General features: G+C 62.5%; 19 protein-coding genes. 12 read left to right on the top strand and 7 right to left on the bottom strand.

Features of this window, described 5'->3' with window-relative positions:
* Nucleotides 1–5: 5 nt before the first annotated feature.
* Together WDB88_RS07600 and WDB88_RS07595 are read right to left on the bottom strand one after the other, a co-directional pair.
* Entirely contained in the window at nt 6–668 is a 663-nt protein-coding gene (locus WDB88_RS07600) for a dienelactone hydrolase family protein (RefSeq protein ID WP_339107074.1), read from the bottom strand.
* Nucleotides 665–1,297 carry a DNA-3-methyladenine glycosylase 2 family protein gene (locus WDB88_RS07595; RefSeq protein WP_339109497.1) on the bottom strand — a complete coding sequence of 211 codons (633 nt, stop codon included), beginning with the start codon at nt 1,295–1,297 and terminating at the stop codon, nt 665–667. Before WDB88_RS07595 ends, WDB88_RS07600 begins: the two co-directional genes overlap by 4 nt.
* 81 nt (nt 1,298–1,378) lie before the next feature.
* Here WDB88_RS07595 and WDB88_RS07590 point away from each other — a divergent pair, with 81 nt between their 5' ends.
* From WDB88_RS07590 to pgi, 5 genes are all read left to right on the top strand, one after another.
* Nucleotides 1,379–2,596, top strand: a complete 1,218-nt coding sequence (locus tag WDB88_RS07590) for an MFS transporter (protein ID WP_339107073.1) — start codon at nt 1,379–1,381, stop codon at nt 2,594–2,596.
* Nucleotides 2,593–3,066 (top strand): DUF2478 domain-containing protein, encoded by a 474-nt coding sequence (locus tag WDB88_RS07585; protein ID WP_339107072.1) that lies wholly within the window; start codon nt 2,593–2,595, stop codon nt 3,064–3,066. The genes WDB88_RS07590 and WDB88_RS07585 overlap by 4 nt, the downstream gene beginning before the upstream one ends.
* Before the next feature lie 128 nt (nt 3,067–3,194).
* Complete coding sequence (gene zwf / locus WDB88_RS07580; RefSeq protein WP_339107071.1) at nt 3,195–4,667, top strand: glucose-6-phosphate dehydrogenase; 1,473 nt, start codon at nt 3,195–3,197, stop codon at nt 4,665–4,667.
* On the top strand, nt 4,667–5,338 hold the full coding sequence (pgl, locus tag WDB88_RS07575; RefSeq protein ID WP_339109496.1) for a 6-phosphogluconolactonase: 672 nt from the start codon (nt 4,667–4,669) through the stop codon (nt 5,336–5,338). Before zwf ends, pgl begins: the two co-directional genes overlap by 1 nt.
* A gap of 47 nt (nt 5,339–5,385) precedes the next feature.
* Entirely contained in the window at nt 5,386–6,990 is a 1,605-nt protein-coding gene (gene pgi / locus WDB88_RS07570) for a glucose-6-phosphate isomerase (RefSeq protein WP_339107070.1), read from the top strand.
* A 424-nt stretch (nt 6,991–7,414) separates the two neighbouring features.
* Here pgi and WDB88_RS07565 read toward each other — a convergent pair whose 3' ends face one another.
* The 3 genes from WDB88_RS07565 to WDB88_RS07555 form a co-directional block, all read right to left on the bottom strand.
* Nucleotides 7,415–8,680, bottom strand: coding sequence for an arabinose transporter (locus WDB88_RS07565; RefSeq protein WP_339107069.1), 1,266 nt, complete (start codon nt 8,678–8,680; stop codon nt 7,415–7,417).
* A gap of 203 nt (nt 8,681–8,883) precedes the next feature.
* Entirely contained in the window at nt 8,884–9,432 is a 549-nt protein-coding gene (locus WDB88_RS07560; protein WP_339107068.1) for a PIN domain-containing protein, read from the bottom strand.
* Nucleotides 9,432–10,625, bottom strand: a complete 1,194-nt coding sequence (locus WDB88_RS07555) for a class I SAM-dependent methyltransferase (RefSeq protein ID WP_339107067.1) — start codon at nt 10,623–10,625, stop codon at nt 9,432–9,434. The genes WDB88_RS07560 and WDB88_RS07555 overlap by 1 nt, the downstream gene beginning before the upstream one ends.
* Nucleotides 10,626–10,855: 230 nt before the next feature.
* On the opposite strand from WDB88_RS07555, the gene edd reads away from it, so the two are divergent.
* Together edd and eda are read left to right on the top strand one after the other, a co-directional pair.
* Nucleotides 10,856–12,676, top strand: coding sequence for a phosphogluconate dehydratase (gene edd, locus WDB88_RS07550; protein WP_339107066.1), 1,821 nt, complete (start codon nt 10,856–10,858; stop codon nt 12,674–12,676).
* A gap of 21 nt (nt 12,677–12,697) precedes the next feature.
* The gene (gene eda, locus WDB88_RS07545; protein WP_339107065.1) at nt 12,698–13,339 is read left to right on the top strand and encodes a bifunctional 4-hydroxy-2-oxoglutarate aldolase/2-dehydro-3-deoxy-phosphogluconate aldolase; all 642 of its coding nucleotides are present in this window, start codon (nt 12,698–12,700) and stop codon (nt 13,337–13,339) included.
* A 170-nt stretch (nt 13,340–13,509) separates the two neighbouring features.
* On the opposite strand, the gene WDB88_RS07540 is transcribed toward eda, so the two are convergent.
* Nucleotides 13,510–13,788: a hypothetical protein gene (locus WDB88_RS07540; RefSeq protein ID WP_339107064.1), complete on the bottom strand. Its 279-nt coding sequence runs from the start codon at nt 13,786–13,788 to the stop codon at nt 13,510–13,512.
* 11 nt (nt 13,789–13,799) lie between these two features.
* On the bottom strand, nt 13,800–16,577 hold the full coding sequence (locus WDB88_RS07535; RefSeq protein ID WP_339107063.1) for a glutamine-synthetase adenylyltransferase: 2,778 nt from the start codon (nt 16,575–16,577) through the stop codon (nt 13,800–13,802).
* 132 nt (nt 16,578–16,709) lie between these two features.
* On the opposite strand from WDB88_RS07535, the gene WDB88_RS07530 reads away from it, so the two are divergent.
* From WDB88_RS07530 to WDB88_RS07510, 5 genes are all read left to right on the top strand, one after another.
* Nucleotides 16,710–17,012: an HNH endonuclease gene (locus WDB88_RS07530; protein WP_339107062.1), complete on the top strand. Its 303-nt coding sequence runs from the start codon at nt 16,710–16,712 to the stop codon at nt 17,010–17,012.
* A 56-nt stretch (nt 17,013–17,068) separates the two neighbouring features.
* Nucleotides 17,069–17,536: a YbaK/EbsC family protein gene (locus WDB88_RS07525; RefSeq protein WP_339107061.1), complete on the top strand. Its 468-nt coding sequence runs from the start codon at nt 17,069–17,071 to the stop codon at nt 17,534–17,536.
* Nucleotides 17,537–17,707: 171 nt separating this feature from the next.
* Entirely contained in the window at nt 17,708–18,196 is a 489-nt protein-coding gene (locus WDB88_RS07520) for a DUF2852 domain-containing protein (RefSeq protein WP_339107060.1), read from the top strand.
* A gap of 162 nt (nt 18,197–18,358) precedes the next feature.
* A complete protein-coding gene (locus WDB88_RS07515) occupies nt 18,359–19,189 on the top strand; it encodes an arginyltransferase (protein WP_339107059.1) in 831 nt (276 codons plus the stop codon).
* Nucleotides 19,190–19,354: 165 nt separating this feature from the next.
* Nucleotides 19,355–20,449 carry a TRAP transporter substrate-binding protein gene (locus WDB88_RS07510; protein WP_339107058.1) on the top strand — a complete coding sequence of 365 codons (1,095 nt, stop codon included), beginning with the start codon at nt 19,355–19,357 and terminating at the stop codon, nt 20,447–20,449.
* Nucleotides 20,450–20,484 lie beyond the last annotated feature (35 nt).

Below are 20,484 nucleotides of genomic sequence, written 5' to 3'. Positions count from 1 at the left end.
GCCCGTTATTTCGGCAAATGCGCCTTGAGAAAGCCCAACGCCGCCGAAAGCCCGTCTGGCGCGATTCCATGCCCTGTGCCTTTTTCGACATGGGCATAGACCTCGAAGCCTGCGTCGATCAACGCCTGCCCCGCCTCGGCCATAGAGGCGAAGGGCACGACCTCGTCGGCATCACCATGACACAGCAGGACCGGCGGTCGCGAGACGACATCGGCGGCCAGAAGTTCGGGCCGCAAGAGCCTGCCCGAGAAGCCGACGACCGCCGCGACAGGCGCGGCGCGGCGCGGGGTCACCTGTAGGGTCATCATCGTGCCCTGACTGAACCCGATCACGGCCATCGCACTGGCCGGCAGACCGGTTTCCTCCAGAATACCGTCGAGAAAGGCGTTCAGGTCTTGGGCCGCAGCCTCCAGACCGGCGCTGGCCTGCGCCTCGGTCGATCCGTCAAAGCGCGGGATCGGAAACCACTGGCGGCCAAAGGGCGAGGCGGCACAGGTTTCGGGGGCATCGGGCGCGATGAAAAGCGTGTCCGGCAGGTGATCGCCCAGCGGATCGGCCAGCCCCAGAAGATCGGCGCCGTCCGCACCATAGCCGTGCAGCAGCACGACCACTGACTTCACCTGCCCCGATTTCGGCCCCTTGCGGCCAGCTTTCAATACACGCGTCATGGCGACACCCCTTCCCGTTTCTTGCTATAGGCATAATAGGCCCAGAGCCCGCGCGCCGCGACAGACCGCCACGGCGCCCAAGCGGCCGCCATCTCGCGGAAAGCGCGCGGCTTCGGGCGCTCGGGCAGATCAAACAGCATTCGGGCGGCCTCCGCCAGTGCCAGATCATCGGCGGCGAAGATATCGGCGCGGCCAAGCGCGAACATCAGATACATCTCCACTGTCCAGCGCCCGATCCCCGGAAGCGGTAGCAACTGATCGAAGATCGCGGCATCGGAACAGGACCGCAGTCGGGTGAAGTCGATATCCGACTGCGCCAGCGCCTGTATATAACGGATTTTCTGCCGCGAGAACCCGCAGGCGCGCAGATCCTCGGGGGCGGCTATGGCCAGGGCGCGGCGTCCCCCGAGCCCCGCCGCCTCCAGACGCAGACGGATCGCATTGGCCGACGCAACCGAGACCTGCTGCCCCAGAATGGCATCACGCAGCGCCCCGAAGCCGTCGGCACGGCGGCGCAAGGGCCAAGGGCCGGTCTGCGCCAGAACATCGCCAAAGCGCGGCTCGAGACGCGCCAGACAGGCGGCCCCTTCGGCAATATCCTCCTCGGTCTCGATGATCCTCATATGCATCGCGGCAGCTTGGCGCAAAGCGGGGCGCTGCGCAAGAATGGCTGCTTGCCAGCCGCGAAAACCCGCCTTACGCATAGGGTTATGAACAGCTCTCTTCTCCTCCCGCGCGACCGGCGCAATACTCTGGTTCTGGTCCTTGCCCAAGCGATCCTCGGGGCGCAGATGCCAATGATCTTCACCATCGGAGGCCTGGCGGGACAGATGCTCTCCCCCAATGCCTGTCTGGCCACCCTGCCCCTGTCCTTCATCATTCTGGGCTCGGTGCTGACGGCACAGCCGCTGTCGCGTTTCATGGGGCGGCACGGACGCAGACGGGGCTTCATCCTTGCCAATCTTGCGGGCGCTCTGGGGGCGGCCATCTGCGCAGGCGGGCTTTACTGGGGCAGCTTCCCGCTATTTACCTTTGGCGCGCTATTCACCGGCGTCTATATGTCCTCGCAGGGGTTCTATCGCTTTGCCGCAACCGATACCGCCGCGCCCGAATTCGCCCCCAAAGCCATCAGCTATGTCATGGCAGGCGGGCTGGTGGCCGCCCTTCTGGGACCGCAACTGGTCAAGCTGACATCGGATGCCACCGTCGTGCCCTTCATGGCGACCTATCTGGTGATCATCGTGCTCAACCTTCTGGGACCGTTGCTCTTCAGCTTTCTCGACATTCCGCGTCCCGACCACCACGCGCAGGCCCGCGCGCCCAGAGGCCGCAGCAAAATGGAGCTGCTGCGCGACCCCGTGATCACCGTCTCGATCATCTGCGCGATGGTCTCCTATGCGCTGATGAACCTTGTGATGACCTCCTCGCCGCTGGCGGTGGTTGGCTGCGGCTTCACCCCCAATAATGCCGCCGATATCGTCTCGGCGCATGTGCTGGCGATGTATATCCCGTCCTTCTTCACCGGCCATCTGATCGCACGCTTCGGCGCGCGGGTGATCGTGGGGCTTGGGCTTTTCATCCTGATCTGCGCCGGAGCTGTGGCGCTTAGCGGGGTGGAGCTGATGCATTTCTTCGGTGCCTTGGTGCTGCTGGGGCTCGGCTGGAATTTCGGCTTTATCGGCGGCACGGCCATGCTGGCGCAAAGCTACGCCCCCGAGGAACGCGCCACCGTGCAGGGGGTGAATGATTTCATCGTCTTCGGCGGCGTCTTTCTGGCCTCACTCAGCTCGGGAGGATTGATGAACTGCCTTGAGGGAGGCGATGCGCAGGCCGGATGGCAGGCGGTCAATCTGGCGATGGTGCCCTTTGTCACACTGGCAGGTGGTGCGCTGATCTGGCTGGCGCTGCGCCCGAAAGACGGCCGATGAGGCTGGGATATGTCCAGTCCGCCAAGCGGGGCATGACCGACCGCCTTCTGACCGAACTGGCCCTGAGGCTGCGACCGGATGTGGCCGCGCTTGTCAGCCCTGACCCGCAGGATAATCTGTTGCTGCACCTGTGGCCCGCCGATCTGCGCTGGCCGATCCGGCAGGATCTGGGCCGCGGGGCGGCGGCCTGCACATTGGACAGCACCGCGCTGGAGGGCGCCGTATTCCGCCTGTCCCAAGACCTTGCCCGCCTGCCCTGCAACGTGCCGGTGATCTTGAACAAATTCGGACGGCAGGAGGCCGAGGGCCACGGCCTGCGACCGCTGATCGCGCAGGCACTCGAGGCGGGACATCCGATCATCCTCGGCGTCCCGACCCAGACCGAAGCCGCATTTCACGCCTTTGCGGGGCCGCTTGCGGAGAAATTGGACCATGATATCCAAGGCCTTATCGATTTTTTGCGTGGCTAAGAGAAGATTCTTGCCCGCAGAATTTGCGCCTGCTCTCTTAGAGCACTAGACTTTCCTGTGCCGTTGTGGCCAATTGCGCCCCGTTAGCGCTATCACAGCTCAAGCGACGGTGTATTACGGAGGACCCCATGGTTTCGCGCATCATCCCGGTGGACGCATTCGATCTGGTAATTTTCGGTGCCACTGGCGACCTTGCCAATCGCAAGATCTTTCCGGGCCTGTTCCGCCGTTTTCTCGCGGGCCAGATGCCCGATGACGCCCGCCTGATTGGCGCGGCGCGCACCGAACAGAGCCGCGAGGAATTTCAGGCCCAGATCCGTGCGGCCATCAAGGAATTCGTGTCGCCCTCCAAACAGGATAGCGCGCAGATTGACGCCTTTATCAGCCGCCTGCACTATGTCCCGATCGATGCGCGTGGCGAGGCGGGCTGGCCCGAACTCAAGGCCCTGATCCGCCCCGAGGTGATCAATGCGTTCTACTTCTCGGTCGCGCCCGCACTTTTCGGGGATCTGGCAGAGCGCCTCAAAGCCTATGGCATTGCCGGTGACGACGCGCGCATTGTGGTGGAAAAGCCCTTTGGCCGCGATCTCGCCTCGGCAAGGGCGCTGAACAAATCGCTCGCCGAGCATTTCGAAGAACATCAGATCTACCGTATCGACCACTATCTGGGCAAAGAGACGGTGCAGAACCTGATGGCCGTGCGCTTTGCCAATATCCTCTTCGAGCCGATCTGGAATTCGCAATATATCGACCATGTGCAGATCACCGTGGCCGAAACCGTGGGCGTGGGGGGCCGCGGCAGCTATTACGACAAATCGGGGGCAATGCGCGATATGGTGCAGAACCACCTGATGCAGCTTCTGTGCATGATCGCGATGGAGCCGCCCTATCACTTCGACCCCGATGCCGTACGCGACGAAAAGCTGAAGGTGATCCGCGCGCTGCAACCGGTGCCGCCGCAGGATATCGTGCGCGGGCAATATCTGGGCTGGCATCGCGAAGATCAGGACACCCCGATGCCCGGCTATCTGGAAGATTGCGAAGACCCGCATTCCAAGACCGAATCCTATATCGCGATGAAGGTGCATATCGCCAATTGGCGCTGGAAGAACACGCCCTTCTACCTGCGCACCGGCAAACGTCTGCGTGCGCGCACCTCCGAGATCGCGATCACCTTCAAGGAACCGCCGCATTCGATCTTCGATGAGGCGGAAGGCTCGTGGCAGCCCAACCAGCTTGTCATACGCCTGCAACCTAACGAGGGCATGAACCTCAAGATGATGATCAAGGAACCCGGTCCGGGCGGCATGCGCCTGAAACAGGTGCCGCTGGATATGTCCTTTGCGCAGGCGCTTGGCGAGGAAGGCGCGGATATGCCCGATGCCTACGAGCGGCTGATCATGGATGTGATCCGTGGCAACCAGACGCTGTTCATGCGCGGCGACGAGGTTGAAGCGGCCTGGGCCTGGACCGATCCGATCATCCAAGGCTGGGAAGAGCGCGGGGATACGCCCCGCCCCTATGATAGCGGAACGACCGGCCCCGATGATGCACTTATGCTGATGCATCGTGACGGGCGGCGCTGGAGACATATCAAATGATGGATTTCAAAACCTATCCCGACCGCGAATTGCTGATGGTCTCGCTGGCCGACAAGATCGCCAGCCAATTACGGGCCATTCTCGACCGCGAGGGCCGTGCGACGCTTTCGGTACCCGGCGGCACAACGCCCGGCCCCGTCTTCGACATTCTCAGCGATATCGATCTGGATTGGGAACATGTGGCCGTTGTGCTGAATGACGAACGCTGGGTGCCGCTGTCGAGCCCGCGCTCGAACACTGCCCTGCTCTCGGAGCGGCTATTGAAAAACAAGGCCATCAAGGCCCGCCTCCTGCCGCTTTATGTCAATGCCCCCGTCCCCGAAGAGCGGCTGGATGCGCTGTCGGAAAACCTGCGCCCCAATCTGCCGATCTCGGTGCTGCTGCTGGGAATGGGGGCCGATATGCATACGGCCTCGCTCTTTCCCGGAGCGGACCGCCTGCAAGAGGCGCTCTCGGATGACGCGCCCGAACTGATGGCCCTGCGCGCCGAAGCCGCAGGCGAGCCGCGGATCACCATGACCGCGCGTGTGCTCAAGAATGCGATGCACACCCATGTGCTGATCACCGGCGAGGAAAAAAAGCGCGCGATAGAGGCGGCGCAGAATCTGCCCGTTGAACAAGCCCCGATCAAGTGTATTCTGCACAACGCAACCGTGCATTGGGCGGCGTAAGCTCGCGCTCAGATACACCGACACAGGGTCACACATAAGGAATTTCCATGAGCATCTGGCAAACGCTACGCAGCCACGCATCCGACGTGCGTGAGCGCCGCATTCTCGACCTGTTCAACGACAGCCGTGCCGAGAAGTTTAGCGCATCCTTTGGCCCCTTCCTGTTCGACTATTCGAAGACCAATATCGACACCTCTACCCGCCATCTTCTGGTCCAGCTGGCCGAGCAGTCGGGTCTGGCCGAAAAACGCAACGCCATGTTCTCGGGCGAGAAAATCAACGACACCGAAGGCCGCGCCGTGCTGCACACCGCATTGCGACGGCTGGAAAACGATGTCGAGGTCGATGGCGAGAACATCATGGGCGAGGTCCGCGAGACCTATGACCGCATGGTCCGTTTTGCCGATGATGTGCGTTCGGGCAAATTTCACGGTCATGGGGGCCGCATCACCGATGTCGTCAATATCGGCATTGGCGGCTCGGATCTGGGTCCGGCGATGGCCTGTCTGGCGCTGGCCCCCTATCATGACGGGCCGCGCTGCCATTTCGTGTCCAATGTCGATGGCGCGCATATCCACGATACGCTGAAGGATCTCGACCCCGAAACCACGCTGGTGATCGTCGCATCGAAAACCTTCACCACCATCGAGACCATGACCAATGCGGAAACCGCGAAGGCATGGATGGCGAAAGACATCGAAGACCCTGCCGAACAGTTCGTCGCGCTTTCGACCTCGGCGGAAAAGACGGCGGCCTTCGGCATTTCTCCCGAACGCGTCTTCGGCTTTGCCGACTGGGTCGGCGGGCGCTATTCGATGTGGGGGCCGATCGGGCTGTCGCTGATGATCGCCATCGGGCCGAAACATTTCCGCGATTTCCTCGCCGGTGCGGCCGCGATGGACCAGCATTTCTGCGAGGCCGGTTTCGAGGAGAACCTGCCTGTCCTGCTGGCGCTTGTCGGCATGTGGCACAACCAGTTCTGCGATTTCGCAACCCGTGCCGTGCTGCCCTATGACCAGCGCCTCTCGCGCCTGCCCGCCTATCTCCAGCAGCTTGAGATGGAAAGCAACGGCAAGCGTGTATCGATGGATGGCGAGGTGCTGCCCTATCATTCCGGCCCTGTGGTCTGGGGCGAGCCGGGCACCAATGGCCAGCACGCCTTCTACCAGCTGATCCACCAAGGCACGCGGATCGTTCCCTGTGAATTCATGATCGCCGAAAAGGGCCATGAACCCGATCTGGCGCATCAGCATATCCTGCTGGCGGCGAATTGCCTCGCGCAATCCGAGGCGCTGATGCGGGGCCGTTCGATGGATGAGGCCCGCAAGCTGATGGAAGCCAAGGGCTTCGAGGGCGAAGAACTGGAACGTCAGGCCGCACATCGCGTCTTCCCCGGCTCGCGCCCTTCGACCACGCTGATCTACCCGATGCTGACCCCCGAGGTCTTCGGCGGCATCGTGGCACTTTACGAACATCGCGTTTTTGTCGAGGGCGTGATCCTTGGCATCAACAGCTTCGACCAATGGGGGGTCGAGCTGGGCAAGGAACTCGCGCTGGCATTGCAACCGGTTCTGACCGGCGAGGCTGACGGAGCAGGCAAGGACGGTTCGACCCTGCGGCTGGCGCAGATGATCCGCGACGCACAAGACTAGACGCGCGACAGGGTGCCAAGCCCCCATCGGCCCGCCTTTCGCAGACATGACACGGCCGCCGGAGCACCGGCGGCTGTTTTCATAGGTCGGACCGGTCGGGGGCGGATGCTACACGGCGACGTAGCCGCCACCGAGAAGCCTCGACACCGCCGTATCGTCATGTCTCATGACATGCCGCATATTGCAGAAGCATGCGTCGCACATTCCGGCGAAGAGATGCCGCCCCTATAGCGACAACAAACCCGCCCTATGGCCGCGTCTTTGCCCGATCGAATGGATCATCGACATGATCCCATTCGATCGGGCAAAACCGAGACGCCCCAAGACCTGATGCCGCGCATCTTCAACGCGGCTCTCATGGCCCCTGTAGCGCCCCCTCCGGATCGCCAGTGGTCCTTCGCCACAGGGCGCATGGAGATGACGGTCAGGTGCCGTGCACGGCAATCCGCGCCCCGCGCCGGAGCCACAGCACCATGCCCAGCCCCGACGCCGCCGCAATCGCCCCAATCAGGAAGATCGGCCCGTAGCCCGCACGGTCTGCCAGCATCCCTGCGACAGGCCCCGTCAGACCATAGGCAAGGTCCTGAAAGGCCGCGAACCCGCCCAAGGCCATGCCGCGCTGCTGTGGCGAGACAAGTGCCACCACCTCGCGCCCCATGGACGGGTAGATCATCGAACATCCCAGCCCCGTCATGAATGCCCCCAGCAAGGCAAGGCCGGACATATCCCCGCCCCAGATCAGCAACTGCCCGATAACCTCGACCCCGAGAGAGACCATCGCCACCGGCAGCCCGCCAATACGGTCGGGCAGATGGCCAAACAGCACCCGCACCAGCACGAAGCCCGCCCCGAAAGCGGTCAGACCAAGCCCAGCGCCCTGCCAGCCCTGCGCAAGGAAATAAAGCGAGAAGAACGCCCCGATCGCGGCAAAGCCGATCCCCTGTGCCAGAATGACAAAGCCATGTTTCCAGATCGTGCCGATCATGCTGAGGAAGGACCGCCGCATCGTGGCAGCATGCGGTGCCACACCGGGCATCTTGATAATCGCCAGAAGGCCGATCAGCGGCAAGAGGGCGCTGAAGGACATGACCGCACTGAACCCGCCGATATGGTAAAGCAGCAGCCCCAGCGGTGCCCCCGCCCCCAGCGCGCCATACATCGCAGCCCCCATGAACGCCATGACCCGACCGGCGCGGTGCTGTCCGGCCAGACCGATGCCCCATGTCACCATACTGACCGACACATAGCTTTCACCGACACCGACAATCGCCCGCCCCAACAACAGAACAGCCAGCGCCAGCCAAGGTTGCGCGCCCAAGACACCGGCGAGAATGCAGATCACCGCGCCCATCAGATAGAACCACAGCCCGCGCGCCATTGCCGGTTTAGGGCCGAGCCTGTCCGATACCCCACCCGCCCAAGCGCGGCTGAAGATGGTCGAGACAAAGGCCATACCGGCGGCAAGCCCGCCCCAGCCATTGCTCAGCCCGAGCCCTTTTACCACATGCACAGAGACCACAGGCAGCGCCATCGCCACACAGATATAGGCGAAAAACAGGATCACGCTCAACGCCAGCAGCAGCCGCAGGCCCTGCGCCTCGCTGACCACGGGCTTGGCCTCGGATGCTCCGTTGTGGGCAGGCGGACCCGGGGGCGGATCGGCAATGGTTTCGGAAAGTCTGTCAGACATGTTCTCACTCCGGTGTCTGGTCACATCGGCGGGAGAGCGGCGCAAGCCATGCACACACCCTCCCCGACCGAGCGGAAAGAAGGTGCGTTGCTTGACGTTAGACGCTTACGACCGAAGACGTCCGACCAAGATTGATCGCTCCGGCGTTTATGAGCTACCTTACGAAATTTGCCCCGTCAACCTGTTTGCGCAAGCGGCGCCGATCAGGAGGCCGCCTCAAGCGCACGGCCAAGGCGCGATAGGCGGATACGTTTGAGAAGCGCACGCACGGGTTGGGGCTTGCCCGACAGGCGCTCGGCCTCCTGACGGACGGTCTCGACCACCTCGGCCACGGTGTCAGGATGATCCGACCACAAAGCCCAAAGCACGTCATCAGGGCTGCGACGATCCAGCCCTTCGGATTGCAGCACCCCACGCGGGAAATCCGCTGCATTCATCGTCACAATCGCATCGGCGTTTCCGGCAATGGCCGTGGCCAGAACATGGATGTCGTTTTCATCCGGTAGATGCAGGCGGTTCTCCAACCCCTCGTGACGGGCAATCATCGCCTGCGGGAAGCGGGCCTTCAACATGGCAACCTCACCCCGGGCGATAACCTCATCGGCCTCTCCACGACGGGCTGCGGCGCGCGCCCATTCCTCCAGCAGGCGCTCGGACCAAAGGGGCTGGTAAAGCCCCTTGGCCGCGACACCGATCAGGATCTCACGCAGGACCGTGGGATAGAGAACGCAGGCATCCAGAACCAGTTTCATCAGTCAAGCCGGAAGAAGAGAGACTTGAGGTAGCCGCTTTCGGCCAGCTGCGGCAGCATCGGGTGATCAGCCCCCGCGAAACCGGTATGCAAAAGCTGACTCGACCGCCCCGCCTTCCCGATGCCCCGCGTTGAGGCCGCACGGAAGTTCGACAGATCCGCCGCATGCGAGCACGAGCAGAGTACCAGATAGCCGCCCTTGGCCACCAGAGGGGCGGCCAGACGTGCCACACGCTCATAGGCGCGCAGACCGGCCTGAAGCGCGGGTTTTGCGGGCGCGAAGGCGGGCGGATCACAGATGACCACGTCATATTCCGCCCCTTCCGCAGCCAAAGCCTCCAGCGTGACAAAGGCATCTCCCTTACGGGTCGAGAACTTCTCTGCCATGCCCATCGCCTTGGCCCCCTGCTCGGCCAGATCCAGCGCCGAGGCCGACCCGTCCACCGACAGGGCCGAACGCGCACCCCCCGCCAAAGCCGCCAGGGCAAAGCCACCCACATGCGAGAACACATCAAGAACGCGCGCCTCTTTCGACAGCGCCGCCGCAAAGGCATGGTTCGGACGCTGGTCATAGAACAGCCCCGTCTTCTGCCCGCCCATGACATCGGCCATATAGGTCGCGCCATTCATCTGCACCGGAACAGGCGCATCAACGCCCCCCAGTAGGGTGACCATCTCTTCAGACAGCCCCTCCAGCGTTCGCGCACGCCCCGAGCCGTTCTTGATGACCGTTTTCACGCCCGTCACCTTGACCAGAGCGCCCGACAGATCCTCGATCATCGCCTCGGCCCAAGCGGCATTGGGCTGGATCACCGCCACATCCCCGAAACGGTCGATAATCACCCCCGGAAGCCCGTCTGCCTCGGCGTGGATCAAACGGTAGAAAGGCGCGCCAAACAGACGGTCACGCATCTGCGCGGCCCGAGCGATCTTTTCCACCAGCCAGGCACGGTCAATCACCGCTTCGGCGTTGCGGTCCATCACGCGGCAGATGATCTTGGAATTGGGGTTCACCGTCACCAGCGCCAGCGGGCGGCGCGCATCATCTTCCAGCACCGCCATCGTTCCCGGAGCAATCGCCTTGGTGCGACGGTCCAGAACCAGCTCGTCCACATAGACCCAAGGAAAACCGTGACGGATGGCGCGGGCCTCCCCCTTGGGACGCAGACGGACGACGGGCAGATCGGTGGACATGGGGACGACTCCTTGGACGGCATTTGGCCTCTCCTATCCCCAATACCGCAGCGTTGCAAAGCCAAGAACGCCCCGAGCGTCTTGCCAAGCCCTCTCAAGGGGCCAAATATCAAACATTGTTCGATTGGTTGCACCGTTAGCGCTAACCGAGTAAAGTCGCCGCAACCACATATGCCGAGTCCCTACCCGCAAGAGCCGCGGCCCGTGTCAAACGATCAGGAAAGCCCATCATGACTGATACAGCCACCCCCCTCAATTCCACGATTGCCCGTGTGACCGACAGGATTCGCACGCGGTCCAAGGCGATGCGCGACGACTATCTGGCCCGTATCAACGAGGCGGCCTCGAAAGGTGTCGCCCGTGCCCATCTAACCTGCGGCAATCAGGCCCATGCCTACGCCGCGATGGGTGATGCGAAAGACGCGCTTGTGGGGGGGCGTGCACCCAATATCGGGATCGTCACCGCCTATAACGATATGCTCTCGGCGCATCAGCCCTATGAGACCTTCCCGCAGCTGATCAAGAAGGCCGCCGCCGAAGCCGGTGCGACCGCACAGGTGGCCGGTGGTGTGCCCGCCATGTGTGACGGGGTGACCCAAGGCCAGCCGGGGATGGAGCTGTCGCTGTTTTCCCGCGATGTGATCGCGCTGGCCTCTGCTGTCGCGCTGTCGCATAACACCTTTGACGCCGCGATCTATCTGGGGGTCTGCGACAAGATCGTGCCGGGCCTCATCATGGCCGCTGCAACCTTCGGCCATATTCCGGCGGTCTTCCTGCCTGCGGGTCCGATGACCTCGGGTCTGCCCAATGACGAGAAATCGCGCATCCGTAACCTCTATGCCACCGGCGAAGTGGGCCGTGAGGAGTTGATGAAGGCCGAGATGGCCTCTTACCATGGTCCGGGCACCTGTACTTTCTATGGCACCGCCAATACCAACCAGATGCTGATGGAGTTCATGGGGCTGCACCTGCCGGGCGCAAGCTTCGTCAACCCCAATACGCCCCTGCGCGAGGCGCTGACGGTTGCAGGCGCCAAACGTGCCGCCGAGATCACTGCTTTGGGCAATGACTACCGCCCCGCAGGCGAGATCCTTGACGAGCGTGCCTTCGTGAACGGGCTTGTCGGCCTGATGGCGACGGGTGGCTCGACCAACCTTGTGTTGCACCTGCCGGCAATGGCGAAAGCTGCCGGTATCGCGCTGGATCTGGAAGATTTTGACGATATCTCGGATGTGGTGCCGCTGATGGCCAAGGTCTATCCCAATGGTCTGGCCGATGTGAACCACTTCCACGCGGCGGGCGGGCTGCAATTCATGATCCGCGAGCTTCTGAAAGAGGGCCTGCTGAATGGCGATGCGAAAACCGTGGCGGGCGACGGCATGGCGCGTTACGCGCAAGAGCCCAAGCTGATCGACGGTCAGCTGACTTGGGAAGATGGTGCGGCAGAGACGCTGAACGACAAGATCCTGCGCCCCGCCTCTTCGGGCTTTGCCAAGACGGGCGGTCTGAAGCAGCTCAACGGCAATCTGGGCCGTGGCGTGATCAAGATCTCGGCGGTGGCCGAGGAACATCGCGTAGTCGAGGCCAAGGCGCGTGTCTTCAAGGATCAGGCCGAGGTGAAAGAAGCCTTCAACAAAGGCGAGTTTACCGAAGACACCATCGTTGTGGTGCGCTTCCAAGGCCCCAAGGCCAATGGCATGCCGGAACTGCACTCGCTGACGCCGGTTCTGTCGGTGCTGCAACAGCGCGGGCTGAAAGTGGCGCTGGTGACCGATGGCCGGATGTCGGGTGCCTCTGGCAAGGTTCCCGCGGCGATCCACGTCTCGCCCGAGGCGGCCAATGGCGGGCCTTTGTCGAAACTGCGCGATGGCGATATCGTCCGGCTGGATGCGCCCAAGGGCGAATTGACCTGCCTCTCGGCCGATCTGGACGCGCGTGAGCCGGTCGTCGAAGATCTTTCGGCCAATCACGTCGGTCTGGGCCGCGAACTTTTCGAGGCTTTCCGCAATCAGGTCGGCCCCTCGACCAGCGGCGCCGCCGTTGTCGTCTGATCATCACGAAAGGAGTCTCACATGACCCCCGCAGAACAATCCGCCGCCTCCCGCAAGATTTGCGAACTGGCCCCCATCGTTCCGGTGATCGTGGTCAAAGAGGTCGCCCATGCGGTGCCTCTGGCCACGGCCCTTGTGAAAGGCGGCCTGCCCGCGCTGGAAGTCACCCTGCGTTCGGAATGCGCGCTTGAGGCGATCCGCGCGATGGCCGATGTCGAAGGCGGCGTTGTGGGCGCTGGCACCCTGCTGACCCCCGCCGATGTGAAAGCCGCCAAGGCAGCGGGCGCGAAATTCGGCGTCAGCCCCGGCATCACCGATAATCTGATCAAGGCCTGCGCCGACGAGGGGCTGCCGCTGCTGCCCGGCACGGCAACGCCTTCGGATGTGATGAAGCTGCTGGAGCTTGGCTATGACATGGTCAAATTCTTCCCTGCCGAAACCAATGGCGGCGCGCCCGCGCTGAAGAACTTCGGTGGCCCCTTGCCGCAGATGAGCTTCTGCCCCACGGGTGGTATCAACATGGGCAATGCCCGCGACTACCTGTCACTGAAAAACGTGGTCTGCTGTGGCGGGTCGTGGGTCGCGCCTGACAAGCTGGTGCAAACGGGCGACTGGGCCGCTATCGAGACGCTGGCCCGCGAGGCGGCAGCCCTTACTGCCTGACGGCTGCACGACACATCCCCCGATAGCCTTGCAAGGTCGCGCATAACTTGCGCGGCCTTTTCATGTGCGACCGCGGCCCTTCGCCGCATCCCCACACAGCCAAGCGCTAAAACGGAACCAAGCGCCGAAATGGCCTGTCCCATTTCGGCACAGTCCCTTCGGGCCCGAAACTACTGGTCCTGATGCAGCCCCGCCCGACCCTGCGGAGTGTTTTGTGCCGCCGGAACCGGATCGGCCAGAACCTTTCCCAGAAGCTGATACATCGGATGCGTGCTCTGGGCGTGAAACTCTGCCAGAAGCACGCGGGCCGCTTCGGCGGGGCGGACATCCTGTGGCAGCTTCAACGCCCATTCCAGAATCAGAAATCGACAGGTTTCCGGCTCGATCAGCGCGCTTTCAAATGCCGTGCGGACATAGCCGCGCGGATCGGCACGGTGTAAGGGCAACATGGCGCGCCCCATCAGGGATCCACTATCTGGTTGATCATCGCGGCAGCCTCTTCCGTTAGCTGCGCAATCCTAGCCTGCAAAGTCTTAACATCCGGTTGGTCTGTTTCGCGCAAAAGGAAACTGCGCCCGCCCTCGCCGAGGGTGGCGATGTCCATACCGTTCTCGCTCAGCAGACGGTTGACCGATTGCAACCGCCACAGGAAGCGGTAAATCGAGGCCAGTCGCTCTTCCTGCGCATGGGGGATCAGCCCCGCCCGTCCGCCCGCGCGCAACTGCTGCTCGACCCTGCGCGCCGCCGAGCCTGCCCGCAAGGCAAGGCTCTGGGCCAACAGTTCGATATCCTGCAACCGCCCCGGCCCGACCTTGGCCTCCCAAGGCGTCTCGACAGGTTTCGTCGCAAAGATCCGCGCGCGCATCTCGGCCAGATCCGGCAGCACCCGCGCATCCCCGCCCCGCGCCCGCAGGATCTCGCGGCGCTGGTATTCCAGATCTGCCGCCAGCGACGGGTCACCGGCAATCGGGCGTGCACGCGTCAGGGCCAGATGCTCCCAGACCCATGCTTCGGTCATCTGATAGGAGCGGAACGCATCCAGAGAGGTCGCCACAGGCCCCGAGCGCCCCGACGGGCGCAGGCGCATATCCACCTCGTAAAGGCGGCCTTGCGGCATCTGCGCGGACACCGCCGTAATCAGCGCCTGCGTCAGACGGGCAAAATACTGGCGCGATGCCAAGGGCTTCGGCCCGTCCGACATCTCCACACCCTGTGCATCGTAAATCACGATGAGATCGAGATCGGAGGCTGCTGTCAGCCGCTCGGAGCCAAAGGACCCCATCGCCATCACGCAGGCTCCCCGCCCCGGTTGCGGCCCGTATTTACCGGCGAATTCCGTGCAGACCACCGGCCAGAGCCGCTCCAGCGCCACCCCCGCGATATCCGCGAAATATTTCGCGGCCTCGGTGGCATCGATCAGCCCGCGCAGGTGATGCACCCCGACATGGAAGCGCCATTCCTTCGCCCAGCGGCGCGTCTGGTCCAGAGCGTTCTCGTAATCGCTGGCTTGGGCAAGGATCTGGTCCAGCTCGGTTTCCAGCGTCGCGATCCCCGGCCAGGATTCGAAGAAACTGCCGCCGATCACGGCATCCAGCACGCCGGGATTTTGCGAGAGATAATTGGCCAGCATCGGCGAGGTGCCGCAGATATCCACCAGAAGATCGACAAGCTGCGGGTTGGCCTCGAAGAGCGAAAATAGCTGCACCCCCGCAGGAAGCCCGTGCAGGAACCTGTCAAACTGTTGCAAAGCCTCCTCGAAATCGGCGGCCCTTTGCAATTTGCGCAGGATATCCGGCTCCAGCCGCGCAAAAATCAGACGGGCGCGCGAGGATCGCAGGCAAGGATAGGACGTCCAGCGCGCCACAAGTGCAGCCGCCCGCTCCGACAACGCCGGACGGGGGGCCGCATCCTGCGTCGGAGCGAAGAAATCACTGGTCAGGGCCTCGACCTCTTCCAGCCGGTCTTTCAACTCTGCCATCCAGCGATCAGGGTCACTCTCGCCCATCATCGCGGCAATCCGTGCAATCCCCTCGGGCGCGTTCGGCAGCGTCTGGGTCTGGCTGTCATTGACCATCTGCAACCGGTGTTCGATCTCGCGATGGGCGCGGTAATGCGCGGTCAGCTTGGCCGCGACCTCGCGCGGGATCCAGCCCTTTTGCGCCAGCGCGGCCAGCCCGCCCACTGTGGTCGGATCGCGCAGATCGGGGTCCCGACCGCCCGCAATCAACTGGCGCGTCTGGGTGAAAAACTCGATCTCGCGAATACCGCCCGCCCCCAGCTTGAGATTATGCCCCTCGATCTTCAAGGGCCCGTTCAGCCCTTTGTGATCGCGGATCTTGGTGCGCATGTCATGGGTGTCCTGAATGGTCGCGAAGTCCAGATGCCTGCGCCAGACAAAGGGGCTCAGGCGGTCCAGATAGGCGGCTCCGGCCTCCAGATCCCCCGCCGAAGGACGGGCCTTGATATGCGCGGCCCGTTCCCATGTGCGGCCTTCCGCCGCATAATACAGCTCTGCCGACGCCATAGAAAGGCAGACCGGCGTCGCGCCCGCATCCGGGCGCAACCGCAGGTCGGTGCGGAAGACATAGCCTTCCGAGGTGATATCCGACAGCATCTGCGCCATTTTGCGCGTCACCCGCACAAACCCCGCACGGATTTCCAACAGATCATCGGGATCGAACTGCGTCTGGTCGAAGAGGCAGATCAGGTCGATATCGGAAGAATAATTCAGCTCCCCCGCCCCCATCTTGCCCATCGCCAGCGCCACGATGCCGCAGGCCCGTGCCAGCGTTTCCGCCCCGATCCCGGGGATCTTGCCGCGCCGGATCTCTTCGCTCAGCAAGGATTTCAACGCCAGATCGACCGCCAGATCGGCAAAGGCCGACAGCGTCCGCGTGACCTCTTCCAGCCCCCATATGCCCCCCAGATCGGCCAGAGCGATCACCAGCGCGACGCGGCGCTTGGCACGCCGCAACTCGACCGCCATATCCGGCGGCGCGACCTCTGGCAGGCGGGCGAACTCTGCCGTGATCGCCTCTTCGGGATTATCGCACAGATACGGGGCGATCCAGCCCTTCTCGCGTTCAAGGAGCGTGGCAAGGAAAGGGCTCGTGCCTGCCACCCCCTCGATCAGGGCCAGAACCTCCGGCGGCTGGCCGGAATAGAGCGCAACGACCGTATCGGCGCGCTCCTGATCTACGACAATGGGCAGGCGGGATAATCTGGATGCAAAACTCATGGCTCAACAGTGGCTTGGCAAGAACAAGGCGTCAATCACAGCTTAGCCGAAATTTGACCTCGCAAGAATGCCGATTATGGTCTGGGTTAACAATGTTTGCGTGACGTCCCGATCCAACCGAAACCGCCTCCGATGACCGAAACCGACCCGATCTGCCCGCTTTGTCTGCGCCCGATCCCCCGCGAGGCGCGCCAGAGCCTGCACCATCTTGTGCCCAAGCTGCGCGGCGGCAAGAACGGCCCGACCGTCCTTTTGCACCAGATCTGCCATAACGAGATCCACAAGACCTTCCGCGAGACCGAACTGGCCCGCAACCTGAACACAGCCGACGCCCTGCGCGCCCATCCCGCGATGCAGCCCTTCCTGACATGGATCGCCAGCCGCCCGCCCACATTTCACGCAAGATCCAGCGGCGGACGACGCAAACGGCGCTAAGGCCTTTTCTTCCGGCCGCCGTGATGCCACGACAGGGACGACGGAAAGGATATCCCATGAGCAAATCCCTCAAGCGCGTCAAAGCGGCCCTTGAAACCGCAGGGCTGGAAATCGAGATTATCGAAACCGAAAATGCGCGCACCGCACAGGACGCCGCCGATGCGGTGGGGTGCGAGATCGACCAGATCGCCAAATCCATCCTCTTCGAAGGGGCCGATACCGGCGAGATCCTGTTGTTCCTGACGGCAGGCGGACATCGGGTCGACCAGCAGCGCGCCGCAGGTCTGGCAGGGCAGCCATTGACCCGCGCCGATGCCAGCAAGGTGCGCGAGGTCACGGGCTTTGCCATCGGCGGCGTTTCTCCGGTCGGCCATCTGACCCCCGTGCAGGCGTTTCTGGACCTGCGCCTGACGACGTTCGACACGGTCTGGGCGGCGGCAGGCACCCCTCGCCACCTGTTCCGCATCACACCGGCGCAACTGGCCCATGCCACACGGGCCAGAACCGGCAGCTTCACCGAATAGGTCAGCCGCCCGCACCCCTATGACAGCGGCGTATCATGACAGCGGCATAGGCGGGACGGCCCTATGTAAAAAATATTTACATACACTCTTGAACCGCCCCGCAGAGTCCTTATCTCCGGTTATGTGAAAAGCATTCACATCCTCAAAACCGCTTTCAGGAGCCAATGACCCATGTCCTATCTTGATGCCTCTGCCGCCCCTCGCACCGGACCGATCCGCCGCGCTATCGCGTGGATGGATGAGAACGGGCCGCTCTCCTGGATCGCGCTGATGGTGGCGTCCTTCATCTTTGCCGGCCCGCTGGGCCTTCTGGTGCTGGGGTTCATCCTGTTCACCGGTCGTTTCGGCAAAGGCCGTCGGCGCCGGGCCGAAGCCCGCCAGTTCTGCGCCCAGCGCTTTGGCGGTTACGGCATGCATATGTCCCGCCCCTCGGGAAATGCCGCCTTCGACAATTACAAAGCCGAAACCATCGCCCGCCTCGAACGGGAACAAAATGACTTCGAAGCCTTCCTGAAACGTCTTCGCGACGCCCGCGACAAAGCCGAGTTCGACCAGTATATGGACGAGCGCGCCCGCACCGCCGCCGAAGAAAGCCCCGAAGCCGAACCCGAGGCGGCCTCGACCGGCACCACCCTCGACCATAAAGGCGATGCGAAGTAAAATCGCGCCTCATCCCGCCCAGCATTAAGGCAGTTTTAACCGCTCCCGGCTTCAAAAGGCCGGGAGTTTACCGTTTTGCCAGAACAACTCTTTCGTGAGGACTTGGCGCATGGGCGTGAACTTGCTACCTTATCGCCATAAACCTAAATCGCCGCGAGTTTCATGCGACATTCTCTCCCGCTTGCTCCGCAGTTTTACGTGACCGCCCCGCAGCCCTGTCCCTATCTGGACGGGCGCGCGGAACGTAAGCTATTCACTGCCCTGCAAGGTGAGGGGGCGGAAAAGCTGAATAATGCGCTGTCACGGCAAGGCTTCCGGCGGTCGCAAAACGTGCTGTACCGGCCATCCTGTGCCGATTGCACCGCCTGTCTGTCGGCACGTATCCGCGTGGCGGATTTCGCCCCGACCCGCACGCAAAAGCGTATTCTCAAACGCAATGACTGGCTCAAGCGGACAGCGACCAGCCCTTGGGCCACCGAAGAGCAGTTCGCCCTGTTCCGCCGTTATCTCGATAGCCGTCACGCCGATGGCGGCATGGCGGATATGGATATCTTCGAATTTGCCGCCATGATCGAGGAAACGCCGATCAAGTCGCGTGTGATCGAATACCGGGAATCCGCCGACCGTCCGGGCTCGACCCGCGACCTGATGGCCGTCTGCCTGACCGATGTGCTCGATGACGGGCTGTCGATGGTCTATTCCTTCTACGATCCCAGCCTGCAGAAAAACAGCCTCGGAACCTATCTGATCCTCGATCATGTGGATATCGCGCTCAAGGCAGGCCTTCCCTATGTCTATCTTGGCTATTGGGTGCCCGGTTCGCGCAAGATGGGCTATAAAGCGAATTTCGGGGCGCTCGAGATCTTCAAGGGCGGGCAGTGGATGGATATTGGCGATCCGCAGGAACATGAGAGCGAGACCCACCCGCTTTCGGTCGATCCGATTGCCGAACAGGTTGCCCAGATCAACCTTCCGGATGCCTCGAAAAAATAAGCCTGCACAGGGTTCTCCGGAGGAAATGCGCCATTTCCCGCAAGCGGCGGCCAAAACATGTCGATTGCGGCCAGAGCCCTTACATGAAGCCTTTACAGGGGTCGATTGTCCTGACAGGTATGCCGCCATTCGCATGACCCGATAAAACCTTCAGGAACGATCATCATGGACCGCCGCTCCTTCCTCTCTTCGGCCGCCATTGGCGCGACCGCCTCCGCCCTTGCTGCCCCTGCCATCGCGCAGGAAAAGCCGCAAATCACGTGGCGTCTTTCCTCGTCCTTCCCGAACTCGCTGCCCGCCCTTTACGGCAACAGCCAAGAGCTGGGCAAACGTGTGGCCGAAGCCACCGACGGCGCGTTCCAGATCCAGTCCTTCTCGGCAGGGGAAATCGTAGGCGGCCTGCAAGGGGCCGATGCGGCAGCAGCGGGCACTGTCGAGGTCGCGCATTTTCCGACCTATTATAACTGGGGCAAGGATCCGGTCTGGGCGATCCCCACGGCCCTGCCCTTCGGCCTGTCCGCACGTGGCATGAATGCCTGGATGCGCAATGGCGGCGGCAATGACATGTTCAATGCGTTCCTTTCGGATAAGGGGCTTATCGGCTTTCCGGGCGGCAATACCGGTGCCCAGATGGGCGGCTGGTTCCGTAAGGAAATCAACACTGTCGAGGATCTCAAAGGTCTGAAATTCCGCGTGGGCGGTTTTGCGGGGGCCATTCTCAAGCGTCTTGGCGTTGTGCCGCAGCAGATCTCGGGCGGCGATATCTATGCGGCGCTGGAAAAAGGCACCATCGATGCAACCGAGTTTGTCGGCCCCTATGACGACCAGAAGCTCGGCTTTGTGAAAGTTGCGCCCTATTACTACTATCCCGGCTGGTGGGAAGGTGGGGCGATGGTCCACTTCCTGTTCAACAAAGCCGCCTATGAGGGTCTGCCCGATCAGTATAAATCGCTTCTGCAAACCGTTTGCCAGAGCGTGAATGCCAATATGCTCGAAACCTATGATTACGAGAATTCCAAGGCCCTGCGCACGCTTCTGGCCGAAGGTGCCCAGCTGCGTCCGTTCAGCCAAGAAATCATGCAGGCCTGTTTCGAGACCTCCAAAGAAGTCTATGCCGAAATCTCGGCAGAAAACGAGACCTTCAAGAAGATGTATGACTCGCTGCGCGCCTTCGAGAACGAATATTATCTCTGGACGCAGGTGGCCGAGTATAATTACGACACCTTCATGATGGTGCAGCAGCGTCAGGGCACGCTCTAAGCGCGCGACGCAGGCCCGAAAACACCGCAGTTCCG

It is taken from the genome of Thioclava sp. GXIMD4216 (assembly GCF_037949285.1).
GTDB lineage: Bacteria > Pseudomonadota > Alphaproteobacteria > Rhodobacterales > Rhodobacteraceae > Thioclava > Thioclava litoralis.
The sequence above is the reverse complement of the archived record's forward strand: the minus strand, read 5'-3'. Positions and strand labels throughout refer to the sequence as shown.